The sequence below is a fragment of the Nocardia sp. Tas62D01 genome, assembly GCF_055232035.1.
This window is the reverse complement of the sequence record NZ_JBUYUZ010000001.1, coordinates 5,542,818-5,555,027: the sequence shown is the minus strand read 5'-3', so window position 1 is coordinate 5,555,027 and position 12,210 is coordinate 5,542,818. Positions and strand designations below refer to the sequence as shown.

General features: G+C 62.3%; 13 protein-coding genes and 3 pseudogenes. 5 read left to right on the top strand and 11 right to left on the bottom strand.

Annotated features, from left to right (window positions below; translation table 11 throughout):
• Positions 1–4 precede the first annotated feature (4 nt).
• Positions 5–649, bottom strand: a complete 645-nt coding sequence (locus tag ACV7NQ_RS26290) for a hypothetical protein (protein ID WP_463362072.1) — start codon at positions 647–649, stop codon at positions 5–7.
• A gap of 277 nt (positions 650–926) precedes the next feature.
• On the opposite strand from ACV7NQ_RS26290, the gene ACV7NQ_RS26285 reads away from it, so the two are divergent.
• Positions 927–1,763: a transposase family protein gene (locus tag ACV7NQ_RS26285; protein ID WP_463358528.1), complete on the top strand. Its 837-nt coding sequence runs from the start codon at positions 927–929 to the stop codon at positions 1,761–1,763.
• 185 nt (positions 1,764–1,948) lie between these two features.
• Here ACV7NQ_RS26285 and ACV7NQ_RS26280 read toward each other — a convergent pair.
• Positions 1,949–2,302: pseudogene (locus ACV7NQ_RS26280) on the bottom strand (transposase); the annotation flags it as partial.
• 627 nt (positions 2,303–2,929) lie between these two features.
• Between ACV7NQ_RS26280 and ACV7NQ_RS26275 the strand changes: the two are divergent.
• Positions 2,930–3,721 carry a class I SAM-dependent methyltransferase gene (locus ACV7NQ_RS26275; RefSeq protein ID WP_463362071.1) on the top strand — a complete coding sequence of 264 codons (792 nt, stop codon included), beginning with the start codon at positions 2,930–2,932 and terminating at the stop codon, positions 3,719–3,721.
• 162 nt (positions 3,722–3,883) lie between these two features.
• On the opposite strand, the gene ACV7NQ_RS26270 is transcribed toward ACV7NQ_RS26275, so the two are convergent.
• The 8 genes and pseudogenes from ACV7NQ_RS26270 to ACV7NQ_RS26235 all read right to left on the bottom strand — a co-directional run bounded on the left by ACV7NQ_RS26270 (position 3,884) and on the right by ACV7NQ_RS26235 (position 9,389).
• Positions 3,884–4,297, bottom strand: coding sequence for an LppA family lipoprotein (locus tag ACV7NQ_RS26270; RefSeq protein WP_463362070.1), 414 nt, complete (start codon positions 4,295–4,297; stop codon positions 3,884–3,886).
• A 140-nt stretch (positions 4,298–4,437) separates the two neighbouring features.
• On the bottom strand, positions 4,438–4,947 hold the full coding sequence (locus ACV7NQ_RS26265; protein ID WP_463362069.1) for a DUF2247 family protein: 510 nt from the start codon (positions 4,945–4,947) through the stop codon (positions 4,438–4,440).
• A gap of 129 nt (positions 4,948–5,076) precedes the next feature.
• Positions 5,077–6,282, bottom strand: coding sequence for a hypothetical protein (locus ACV7NQ_RS26260; protein ID WP_463362068.1), 1,206 nt, complete (start codon positions 6,280–6,282; stop codon positions 5,077–5,079).
• Positions 6,279–6,458, bottom strand: a pseudogene (locus ACV7NQ_RS26255) (WXG100 family type VII secretion target); the annotation flags it as partial. The gene ACV7NQ_RS26260 and the pseudogene ACV7NQ_RS26255, both read right to left, overlap by 4 nt.
• A 214-nt stretch (positions 6,459–6,672) precedes the next feature.
• A complete protein-coding gene (locus ACV7NQ_RS26250) occupies positions 6,673–6,969 on the bottom strand; it encodes a YciI family protein (RefSeq protein WP_463362067.1) in 297 nt (98 codons plus the stop codon).
• A 236-nt stretch (positions 6,970–7,205) separates the two neighbouring features.
• Positions 7,206–7,532, bottom strand: coding sequence for a hypothetical protein (locus ACV7NQ_RS26245; protein ID WP_463362066.1), 327 nt, complete (start codon positions 7,530–7,532; stop codon positions 7,206–7,208).
• A gap of 534 nt (positions 7,533–8,066) precedes the next feature.
• A complete protein-coding gene (locus tag ACV7NQ_RS26240; protein WP_463362065.1) occupies positions 8,067–8,762 on the bottom strand; it encodes a maleylpyruvate isomerase family mycothiol-dependent enzyme in 696 nt (231 codons plus the stop codon).
• A 483-nt stretch (positions 8,763–9,245) separates the two neighbouring features.
• Positions 9,246–9,389, bottom strand: a complete 144-nt coding sequence (locus tag ACV7NQ_RS26235; RefSeq protein WP_463366118.1) for a hypothetical protein — start codon at positions 9,387–9,389, stop codon at positions 9,246–9,248.
• A gap of 128 nt (positions 9,390–9,517) precedes the next feature.
• Between ACV7NQ_RS26235 and ACV7NQ_RS26230 the strand changes: the two are divergent.
• Together ACV7NQ_RS26230 and ACV7NQ_RS26225 are read left to right on the top strand one after the other, a co-directional pair.
• A pseudogene (locus ACV7NQ_RS26230) lies at positions 9,518–9,993 on the top strand (TetR/AcrR family transcriptional regulator).
• Positions 9,994–10,139: 146 nt separating this feature from the next.
• Positions 10,140–10,313, top strand: a complete 174-nt coding sequence (locus ACV7NQ_RS26225; RefSeq protein ID WP_463362064.1) for a hypothetical protein — start codon at positions 10,140–10,142, stop codon at positions 10,311–10,313.
• A gap of 37 nt (positions 10,314–10,350) precedes the next feature.
• Here the strand turns inward: ACV7NQ_RS26225 and ACV7NQ_RS26220 are convergent, their stop codons facing one another.
• Complete coding sequence (locus ACV7NQ_RS26220; RefSeq protein ID WP_463362063.1) at positions 10,351–10,482, bottom strand: hypothetical protein; 132 nt, start codon at positions 10,480–10,482, stop codon at positions 10,351–10,353.
• Positions 10,483–10,757: 275 nt separating this feature from the next.
• On the opposite strand from ACV7NQ_RS26220, the gene ACV7NQ_RS26215 reads away from it, so the two are divergent.
• Positions 10,758–11,123 (top strand): HPF/RaiA family ribosome-associated protein, encoded by a 366-nt coding sequence (locus ACV7NQ_RS26215; protein ID WP_463362062.1) that lies wholly within the window; start codon positions 10,758–10,760, stop codon positions 11,121–11,123.
• Positions 11,124–12,210 lie beyond the last annotated feature (1,087 nt).

The following is a 12,210-nucleotide window of genomic DNA, read 5'->3' as shown; positions in this document are numbered from 1 at the left end:
CCAACTACTGATGCGTTGGGGTGCTCAGAAATCGGTGCAGAGAATCTGTCATGTTGGTGACGAAAGCGTCGCGGGTCTCGTCGGTGACGTTGCCGAGGGACAGATAGGGGTTCAGGTCTTCTAGTTCGACCAGGAGGAGATCGCCTTCTGGGGTGCGACATGCATCCACTCGCTGGATGCCGTGGTCGATCGTGTTCCAGTCGATGAAGCGCTGAGCGAAGACGAGATCCGCCTCCGTGGGTTCGTAAGCCTCCAGAATCCAGCGATGCTCGGGGTCAGGTGCGTAGAGGGCGTACTGGAAGGTGTGGTCGATGTAGTAGAACGACACCTCGTAGGAGAAGTCGATGCGCGGCTGAACCAAGACACCGTCGTAGGTCTGACGCCCCAGATCGTCTTTGCTCACAAAATGCAGTCCGATGGAGTCTGCTCCTGCTTTCGGTTTGATCGCGTATAGGGATGAATCGGGAAGACGGTCCACGTCTTGCAGGCGATCAATGGTGGGGATGACCGGGTATCCGGCTTCGGTCAGGTCAAGTAGATATTGCTTGGTGGCCATATCACCCCGGCCGGTCAGCGGGTTGTACACGCGTATGCCGCGAATCGCGGCCATCTCACAGAAGGAATCGTGCTCCTGCTGGTAGTGCAGCACCGGTCCACTGTTGCGAACTACGACAGCGTTGAAAGTGTCCATCAGCGTTACAGCATCGCGCGGATGGCATAATGCGATGTCGAATTGGGCGCGAAGCCGGGAGGAGAGAAAGATATCCTCGTCGCAGTACCGTCGCCCACGGGCCTGGAGGCTTATTCATAAGCCTGTCCCGCAATCGGCTGTGGCATAGCAACTCTCGTGGCCTGTGTGGCCGGTGAGACGGTGATCGCACTGCTTGATACGTCGGCGCGTCGCAGCCGAATTGGCAACGGCCCTCATGTATCTCAGTTCGTGGAGTTACGAAGTCTACGAGCGAGAACGAGGGCCGTTGCGGTACAAGGCTATTACGGGGCTGACCGATGGGCAACTGACGGAACTGACTGCCCGGGTACACGAGACCGTCGGCGGGTTCGAGTCGGCCGGTCGCCCTTACGCGTTGAGCTTGTTCAGGTCTGTCGCTTTGGTGGTGTCGTTGATGCGCAGAAACCTCGTCCAGGATGTCGCGGGCGCGTTCTTCGGGATCAGTCAGTCCACGGTGAGCCGCCGCTGGGATCTGCTGCGACCGGTGATCGCTGACGTACTCGAAGAGTTCGTTCCCAACCCCCGCGACGTCATCGGAGTCGGGTCCGTGCTGGTGGACGGCACAATCTGCCCGACCTGGGACTGGTCGGCGATCCCGGACCTGTTCTCCGGAAAAACCCAGTATCCGGGGTTCAACATCCAGATCGCCGCCGACCTCGACGGCAGGCTCGTCGCGGTCGGCATGACGATCGTGCACGGCGCCCGACACGACGCGCACGCATACGCCGCCTCCGGACTCGCCGACCTTCTCGCCGAGATCGACACTGTCGCCGATTCCGGTTACGTCGGTGTCGACGGAATCGATCTGGTGCCCTACAAGAAACCTCCGGGCCGCGAACTGCACGAGAGCCAGGCCGCGTTCAATACCGCACTCTCCGGAATCCGGGCCGCGGTGGAGCGAGCCGTCGCTCACCTGAAGACCTGGCGCATGCTCAGCGAGGAAGGCGGCCGCTACCGCGCGCCAGTCCACAAATTCCCCTCTGCCCTGAAAACGATAGTCGCACTGCACTTTTTCGCGGAGGCTTATGAATAACGCTCCTGGTAGGCAAGATCGGTCACGTACAGAAGACTGGGTCGGGCCGACAATGTTCATCTCCTCGAGTGATCACCAACTGTACTGGTGGACGTCGTGTCGGAAGTCACGTCTCCGTGCCGCTTTCATGGGGAGCCTGTCACGAAAAGTGTGTAAGTCTGAGATGACTTCACACGTATTGTCTTCTAGCACAATGGGATTTGTCCAGGAAGTGGGCTGCGAGCGTGTTCAGCGCCACAGTCCAGTTGCGTGTCCCGGTACCGGAGAAACCTCCTCTCTCACTCGAAATATTGCGCAGCCCAAGGTAGACCAGCTTCATCGTGGCGTCGTTGCTGTCGAAATGCCCCCCGATTCTTGGTGATTTTGCACAACTGGAAGTTGATAAATTCGATCTGGTTTGTGATGTAGACGATCTTGCGTGGCTCCACGGGAAAGTCGAGGAATGGGATGAACTCCTCCCACGCCAATTTCCACACGTCGACCGCTCCCTGGCATCTATCGCCGAACTCGCAGTCGAAACCCTTCAACGCCTGTTCTGCGCCCGTGAGCTGGACGTCGATGATGGCTTGTTGAGCAATTGGGTCACCCCACCGGACACATGGCCCACACTTCTTGTCGAGGCTCGATTTCTTTCCACAGTCCGCTACCCGGGCACCTCGACCGATTTCCTCGTTGACTCCCTCACCGGAAGAGATCGCTGGGGCACAGATGGGGATCAGGAGAAGCCGCCGATGACATATCAGCCACAGACCAACCCGTATGGCCCGACTCCCGGTCGGCCGACGCCGCCAAGGAAAGGGGCGCCGACGTGGGTGTGGGTAGTTGCAAGCCCATATCGGCAACGGCGAGACCCGCCCGCGCTGGTGAGTCGACGGCGCTGACTCGGACGGCGCCTGGCACACGCACGTCCCCTCGGCGAGACCGACTCACGGCGTGTGGCGCGTCGTCCGGCGCATCCTGGCTCCGTCGCGCCGATGTGGCGAATCCCATACGCCGGGGCTGCGATGCTCAGTATTCGCTCAGAAATCGCTGAAGTATCGGACCTACTCTGAAACTATTGCCATTTACAGAGGAATTATTACTACGCGGCAATAGCTGCCGCTCCCAGATTCCGGTGAATATAACGGAAAGCTACATGATCGTTTCGATATCGACAGGAGGCAGCCATGGTTGTCGAGCTCTGGAGTAACGGGGCGGGATACGAGAATTTCATCGGCCGATGGAGTCGCCCGGTTGGCGAGAAGTTCGTGAGGTGGCTGGGCGTCCCGCCCGGGCAGACCTGGCTCGAAGTCGGCTGTGGCGCAGGTGCCCTGACCCGCACCCTGCTCGCTCATGCCTCGCCACGACAGCTCAGCGCCGTGGAGCCGTCCGCCGGATACTTGGCCCACGCCCGATCAACCATCCACGACGATCGCGTCGAGTTCACAATCGCTGACGCCGCATCACTGCCCTACGCGTCGGATTCGTTGGATCTAGCGGTCAGCGGACTGGTGATGAATTTCGTCCCCCGCCCGGTCGAGGCGCTGTCCGAACAGATGCGAGTCGTGCGCCCCGGCGGCACTGTCGCGGGCTACGTCTGGGACTTCACCGACGGTGCCCGAATGTTCAGCACGTTCTGGGACGTCGCGACCATGCTCGATCCGGCGGCGTTCGAGTACGCGTACGCACCGCAGTACACGGTGTGCCGGCGGGAGCCACTGCAGAGGATATGGCGTGCGGCCGGTCTCGCGGACGTCACCATCGAGGCGATCGAGGTGCCGTCGGTGTTCGAGAGCTTCGAGGACTATTGGCAGCCGTTCTTGGCCGGCGAGGGCCCCGCCGCAGGCTATCTGGTGTCCCTACCGCCGTGGCGGCAATCGGTGTTGCGTCGAGCCCTGTACGACCGGCTTGCGATCGCCGCAGACGGCTCGCTGCCGATGACCATGCGCGCCTGGGCGATTCGCGGTACCCGGATCTGATATCGCGATAAGACCCGGGTAGGCCCGCATGAGCAACCGGAGAAGGCCGCTCGGCTGAATGATGCCGCTGGCCTCGGCTTCAGCGATCCAGCTGTCGAGGTGGCAGCCTCGGGATCGTCTGCCACCAAGTAGACCGCCACCGTCATCACGACTGTGGCGTGGTCATGAGGTCGGGCGGATTGGGGTGCTGAACTTGTCTCGGGGGAGACGACAACCGACCTTGCCCGCTATGACAGCCGACACCTGGCTGCTGACTTTGAACGTTGTGCCGTCCGCCGCGTTCGAGAACCAGACGTCGTGATTGCCGAAGCTGCCCGGGCTTGCTGTACGGTCCTGCATGACTTCCGGCGCGGTCGCACCGAAGTTCGCTGCAATGGCACGCATGCGTTCGACGTATCGGGGCCAGATCTCGTCCGGAATCGGGGTACTGCTCACATAGAACGGAAGGTTGACGGTCTGTCCTTCTGTCTGGTCATACGGTGTCGGGCAGTCCGAGGCGAGGGCATCGCGATGCCACTCCCACCTCATACCCGGCACTAGTTCAGTTGCTGCCCTGCGTGTCAGACATCCCAGCACCTCGCAGCTTGAATTTCCTTGACACCCAAGCTCCTGGGATGTCTGACACCGGGCTCCTTCACTTTTCCGTTGCAGACTTCAGCAATCAGCAACCTACGAGAAGGAGCCCTCACCACAAAAACCAACCGCCACAGGCTCACTCAGAAAGAGCCGCACCCGTTGTCGTTGGCACCCGCGTCAGGAACCCGGTTCATGTAATACGAACGTTTCTCATCGAGATAGCGTTGCCACCGCTGCTTCAGGCCGAGCATCCCAGGCAAGCTACCGACAGGCGGGGGCATGAACGTAACGAACTCGCCCACGTCTTCTGGGTAGCCGAAGTCCGCGAAAATCATGTCCACCGCCTTGAACGGTTCGTCGAATTCGCTCTGATTCTCGTGAACCCACGCGAGTGCCAAATAGGCCCACACTCGATCATCGTGGTCGGCAAGCTTGTCCATCAGCCCGGGAAGCCGATACAGCTCGTCGGACAGGAGCAGCGATATTTCCTCTATGATGTCCATCTTCGTGCTGGGGGGAACCACGCTCGTAAGCGCCAATTCGACAACATCCTTCGACGTCAGCCACTCGTTCGCATAGCCGTACCTAAGCTCGCCCGGCGTCAATTGCGCCCACTCGGAGACGAACGAAGCCGGAATATTGAACTTCACCGAAACACTCGAGTCGCTCATGGCTTGGTCGGAATTCCGTTGATCGTTCCGTTGCGGACAAACAATTGATGAACCACTTTACCTCCGTCGTCGATAATCCATTCGAATCGGCCCGGTGTGCCGTTCACCTCACCTGGCATCTGCCAGTGTAACGGCCCTCCCGTCACCGCCGACGAGCTCGGTTACCGTGCCTTTTTTGCCGATATCGTCGACGGGGAACGATGCCGAGCGGTGGAACACGTCCGGCTTGAGGCCCGAACCCGTACGGTCCGCGTTCCTGATGATCTCCTGCGCCTCTTGTGAAGTCGGGAGCTTCGTCGGCGGACCGTCGCCGGGAGTTCTCTTCCGCCACTTCTGATAGATGTTCTTCCCGAGCTCGCAGAGTCGCTCGAGCTTCTCCCAGGCCCTTTTCGCACCTTGCCAGATGGTCGGCGGGATCCCTCTGGCGATATTCTTCGCCACTTTCCAAGCATCGATTGCCCGCACGATGATCTTATGAAATTTCTCGATCGTTTTCGCCAGCTTGGCAGCGGCTACTGCACCGCCCAAACCGAAGCTTACCGCAGAGGCAACCGCGGCAAATATCGCATCGACCCCCATCTCCGTAGCGAATTGGACGATGATTCCCTCGAGCTGCTCACGAAGCTCTTCGGTGTGGCGCCTGTAATCGGCGCACGATGTGGCTTGGTCGTTCGACGCGGTCTTCAGTTCTTCGACCGAGCCGGATAGCTCGTTCAAATCGTCGAGGACAAAAGGTATTTCATCGGAAGTTATTCCATCGAACATTCCCGCCAGGCCGCGCAGCTTGTCCGAGGCCGCGCTTATAGGTTCTCCGGATGCCAGGTAACTCCAAATCTTGCGCGCATTCTCCAGTTTGTCCACGTCACCGTCGGGGACGGGAATGCCCACTTTGGCGGCAAGCCCGATTCCGCCGTCAATCAATCCGCCATGGGACGGCCCGCCCGCCGACGGCGGAGAGGAGGGCGTACACCCCTGCGACGTCGGTGGCAGGGCAGGCGCGGGCGGCGGCGCCCCAGGAGCGCCTGCCGCGTCGTGTTCGGCTATTGCATGGTTGTGCCCTGCTTGCCGCAACACTTCGGCGTAGTTCTCGGCCGCCCGGATAGCGGATTCCCAACCAGCCAGAACCGCAAGGGCCCCTTCGTCATATGTCCTCGCCCATGCCTGGGCGGCGTCGAAGGTCCCCGCCATCCCATCGCAATGTTGCTTCAAGGACCCGACTGCGTTCGCGTATGAGCCATACATTTCCACCGCGGCCTCATGACAACGACGCGCAGCCGAGTAGTAGACGTTCGGATCGACTACGAGCGTCGTCATCGCCCCAGCATCCGCAGATTGGTTGTCACCGCATCGGTGTAGGTCTCATGCGCTCGCCGCGTGGCATCCTCCAGCGCCTGCAGCCCCTCCTGGACATCAGTCGCTCCGACTGCCCACTCACGATGCGCATCCGTGTAGGCGGCTGCGGCAGGCCCGGTCCACGAGGTGCCAATGTGCTTGCGCGACTGTCGAGTTCGCTCAGGTACCCGGCAACGAGAACTCTGGTCAGTGGTCGTAGGCGATCAATGACCGGGTGACTGGTGCCCTTCCCCGTTCGAAAGCTCGAGCGCCCACGCCGCGAACCACACAAGAGCCCACCGTCGAGTCACTCGCTCCGAAACACGCGGTCCACGGGGTTCACGAGCATAGATGGCTGAAAGTCCCTGCCGGTCAGGCATTCTCCCGAGCGAGGTAGGCCAACGCGGGAGCGGTCTTGGTTGGAACGAACTCGATCACCTCGTAGGTGGCCGCGCCGGCCATGCCGAACGGATCCTGCTCCAGGACCGCGTCGAGCTGGGCGCGGGAGCCGGCATCGGCCAAGATCACCCCGCCCGTACGGGGCACCCGCCGCCCCGACGCGACGAAAACGCCCGCGGCATAGTTGGCGTCCAGCCACGCAGCGTGCTCAGGGATCAACGAGTCGATGGTTTCCAGATCGGCGGTGTAGGTGAGTATCACGACAAACATCGGCCCATCCTCCCTCACCGCCAACTCCGGACCTCGACACCACCCCAGGAACGAGTTAGGACTTACTCGTCTAGACGATAGGGCCAGCCACCTCACACTCGCAAAGTTGTCGTCAACACAGTCGCCGCCCAGCTGGTGCGATGTCAGCTTCGACCGCTGAGCACTATCCATTTCTGGCCGTCGTAGGTCGAAACTTGCCCGGTAGTCGTGCGGTTGCCCAGACCTGATCCGGTGGATCATTCGATTCGGTAGGGACCAGCGAGGAGCTTCGTCGCGGTGACCGTGAACTCGTCGTCGAAGTCGCATTCGACGACACCACTGACGATCATGCTCTGGCCCTCCTCGAAAGTTCTGATTACGGCGTGCGCGCCAGCGCGGCAACCGCCCTCGGCCACATTGCGCGTATCCATCGGAGCATTGACAGCAACCGTGTCGTTCCTGCCCTGCAGCGCATTCTGAATGATCCGGAGACTGCTGGCCGAGCCGACGACGCTTTGGACGACATCGCAATGTTCGCCCCATCGGGTGGAGCAGGCCCAGCCTGACGGCTCGAATGCGAACACAACAGCTGTCCGTATCCGTGAAGCATCTTGCGCAGCAGTGTATCCCGCAGTGATGCGGGATACACTGGCACGCTCAGGAGGGATCGATATCGGGAATCAGCTTCTCGGAGGCAATCCGCGCTGTATCTGGTCAGGTGGTGGCTCGAGTTTCTGTCGTTTTTGGTGAATCATGCTGTGGTGCCTGGTGATCCGTGTCCGACCTATGAGCGGCTGGTTGCTCTTGTCGTGAGTCAGCGGAGGTGATTGCCAGACTCGGCATCTCGAGCACCCCCTGCTGTCCGTTTGTCGTTTGCCACCGTCGTGCCACCACGTTGCCAGTCGTGGGACCACTGGCAGCGGCACAGGAGTGGAACGGGTTATCGCGCTTTTGATTGGCGGGCCCCGGGTTCCCGAACGACCGATATGCAGCTACTTAAGACATGTGCGCTCATCGGCAAGAGCGAGCATTGGTTAGGTTGCCAGACGCATTGTCGGACAAGTGATTACAAGTGCCCCGAACGCTCGGATGCTGGGTTGCGGCCGGAGCTGTGTGCGCTACGGCACCAGCGGACCGGACAGTGCGCGCTCTCCGGCAGTGCGGTCGCCCGACCATATGAGCGCAGGATCGGAGAGGGATTTGCGCCCCCATAGGGCGAGCAGTAGATCCGCGGCGGTGCCGGACAGTTCGGCGGGTGGTTCGCCCGGGCCGTAGATCCAGCTGTCGCCGGTGTCGGAGGCGTGGATGCGGATCGCGGTGTCCGGCTCTGTGGCCAGGCCGCGCTTGATCATGCGGGGCGCGAAGAGTTCGAAGACCTCCGCGATGCCGTCGGCGGCCGGTTCCGGGTCGAACGGTGTGGGCGTGCCGAGCGCATTCTGCCCGTCCCACAGGTGCATCAGCGTCTCGTGCATCCGGCGCCGCTGCCAGAAACCCACCGTGCGTGGCAGCTGGCTGGTGAAGGTCCAGGCCGGGGTTTGCGGATCTGCGGACAGCGCCGCGACGAGGGCGGCTGCGGTGTCGTCGAACCAGGCCCGCAGCTGGACCGCGCCATTGGGCGCGGGCTCACCGTGATGATCGCCCCGCCCCTCCCGGACGCCGATCACCACCCACATGTTGCCGTTGCCCACGTGGTCGGCCAGATCGTAGAAGGTCCAGTCGCCGCAGCCGGGCACAGGCGCGGACAGGTCCAGTTCGGCGGTGATGAGCGCACCGAATTCGACGAGTTTCGCCTGCAGCACGGCAAGGTGGTCCATACCGCTCACCGTATCCGCTGCCGCGTCGGTTCACACGCCGGGACGTTGTCATGGTTGCCGTGGACGCGGCAGCGGAGAGCTGTCGGCCTCGACCCGAACGCCCATCAAATGGGGAAACAGCAACTGCACCAACGAATCTGCTGAACCGATCGCGACCATGACCAGCATCTGTAGCGTATCTGGTTGCGACACAGCGTGTTCGACACGACCGGATCAGCGAATGTGTGCCAGAGCCGTTGAAAATCCCCGCTGGCGGCCACATGGCGGGAAGGTATCTGGTCGTCGGTCAATGACTTTCAGTTAGCCGACCGTTGGGACCGGAGAACAAGCGACCGCGTCTCGTGTGTCCGAGTGTCAGCTCTGCCGATCTATCGAGCTGGCACCGACGGACGCCACCGGCATCGGCTGCTTCACGGCGGCACCCTCCGCCCTTCCAGATAGCGCTCATTGCCTGGTCGTTCGAATACACGGTTATGCCCGGCATCAGCGCGTGGAGCCGGTGACGTGGTAGCCGAATACCGCGAAGTGATCGGTCAACACGTGGGTGCTGCCACCATTGGCGAAGACGCCCGCGACGCCGACGAACACGGCGGCGATCAGGATGACGAGCCCGATGATGACGATCATGACGATCCTCCAAGCCTGTGCTCGGATCTGGTGATCTCCCAGTACACGCCACCCACACCCTGATGTCAACGATGTAGGTCTACACTCATTATCTACAGTGCTTGTTACGGCGGAGGGAGCTTCCCGCGATGACCGAACCCCCGACCAACCGCAACAATTCCGGTCCCGCTACCGACGGTCGCGGCCCTGCCGCCGATGGTCGCGGTGAGGGGCCGATCACGCGGGCGGCGGTGTTGAACGCCGGGCTCGAGATCGTCGATCGTGATGGGGTCGACGGGTCGTCGATGCGACGCCTCGCCGAGGCGGTGGGCAGGGATCCGATGGTGATCTACCGGCACGTCTCGAACAAGGCCGCGGTGCTGACGGTGTCGCCGAGATCGTGTTCGCGCAACTGTCGGTCGATGCCACCGACCCGGATCGGACCACCCAGTTCCCGCTGCTGCGCGAACTGGCACCGGTGCTGGCCGCCTACGACGGCGCCGCCGAACTCGAACACGGCCTCGACATCCTGCTCACCGGCTCGGCCACCACACCGACAGACCCCGGCGGCGACTCACCGGGTTCTGCACCAGATAACCGAACACAACCACACGATCGGACGTGAACCCACCATGAGTACCTATCTCGACTCTCCCGACCTGCCCTTCCGCCTGCAGTTCTCCGCCACTGAACCCGCGGCGGTGGCCACCGCCGCCCGCGCCTGGGTCTCACACGGGCAGATCTTCACCGTCGCCCTGACCAACGAGTCCGGTGCGGTCAAACCGGTATCTGCTGGTGAATTTCGGCGCCGTCACCTGCCTGACCGTGCACGACCAGGACAAGCTCGACGACCCCGGCCAACGGCTCATCACCTACACCGCGTCCCTGACCGAGGGCGGTGACCTCGACATCGAAACCCGATCACTGTCCGCCCACACCAGCTGAGAGCAACCGAATCCCCCTTCCGTCAACGCGACCCGGTTCAGCGGGTAACCCGCAACCGCCTGCGCCGACTCGGATTCACGACGTCGATGACACGGCCCGCGAACCACATCGGCACCAACCAGGAAACCGCATCCTCGTGCACCGCCGCGACCAGCGTGTTCCCCTCCAACGACGGGATCGTTGTGCACGGGCTCGCGGTGATGCCCGCGTTGGTGTCGCGGGAACGCAGTACCGCGCCGGACTCGATCGCCGCTGGGCTACCAGGAACTCCGGGGCATCGCCTTCGCCAACAGTTGGGCGACCAAGACCGCTCAGTCCGATGATCATCGGGGATTACGGTAAGTGGTGCGATAAAGGCGGATCAGGCTACGGCGGCGGAGTCGACTACGAACACATCCGCCTCCGTCCGAGTAACAGTTGCCACCTACCGGAATGGATACGCACATGCAGATTCAGATCAACACCGACAGCAACATCGACAGCGGCGAAAAGCTGATCCGGCACGTCGAGGAGGAGATCGCTTCGACGCTCGAGCACTTCAGCGACCAGATCACCAGCGTCGAAGCCCACCTCAGTGACCAGAACGCGGGCAAAGGCGGACAGGACGACAAGCGATGCGTGCTGGAGGCTCGTCCCACCGGTCAGCAGCCGGTCGCGGTGACCCACAACGCCGCGACGATCGATGACGCCTGCCGGGGCGCGGCCGAGAGCATGGCAAATCTGCTCGCCAGCCGGTTCGGCCGGCTGCACGAGACAAAGGGTGGCGACTCCATCAGGCACCCGCACAAGAATCGCCCGCACACGAACTGAGTCAGAACGGCAGGCCAGCACCGGGTTGTTCGGTAATCGGGCCCGGATGTTCCCTGGCAGAGGCCAGGAGCGGTACGGAAGACACCCGCGTTCACGGTGGAGCAGTGCCGACACGCAATCGTCGCCGCGATGACCACGCGACCAGCGCATCAGCTGAGGCCGCGACGCCACACGGACATGTTCTACTGGCACACCACCGACCAGTCATAACAGCTGCGCGCCAACGAGATTCGCGCCGATCGGGTTGGAGCCACGATATGGGTCGGTCGAACAGTACGCTGCCGTCGGCGGTGCCGTCGACAACGCGCGGGGCGTAATCGGACAGCCGAAGGTTGTGGCTGCGAGCGTAGGCCCGCGATGTCCATGGCCAACTTAAAGTGGCTCTGGCACACATTCGCTGATCCGGTCGTGTCGAACATGCTGTGTCGCAACCAGATACGCTACAGATGCTGGTCATGGTCGTGATCGGTTCAGCAGATTCGTTGGTGCAGTTGCTGTTTCCCCATCGGATCGGCACGCGCCCCGGTCGGCCGGACAGCACCGACTGCGGGAGCCGTGCGGTTCCGTCCGAACCCGGACCGCTTGTGCCACGCCGACAGAGCCGCTGCTGACGATCGCCGGGGGCGAGTGGGATGGCGCCGGTCACAGCTGGATCCCGTACGAGGACCAGGCCGCTGGCATCTCCGATGCCGCGTACCTGTCGCAACCGAGCGGGATCCAAATCGGCCGCGGCTACGACCAGATCGTCCGCGTCTGCCCGGAATAGCCCGACCACCCACACGTCCGGCTGATGCAATGACCAGCCACATGCTGTAGGACCGACTACCCCTTGACAGGCCCCAGGCACCGAGCAAGAACGGACTGAACCTGCGCTCCGGGATAGCAGTCGCCAGAGCACCGGTGTCCGCGTCGCGGGGATCGGAGGGATCGTCGGTCGTGGGATCCCCGGACAACCTGTCGACCACGATGTCGAGTGCGGTCTCGGCGAGCTGGGCGTCCGCGTACTGTCGGCGCAGTTGCCGCAGCTCCTCGTTCTCCGCGGTGAGCCGGGCTTTGTCCTTGGACAGTTCGCGGATCTCCTTGGGGC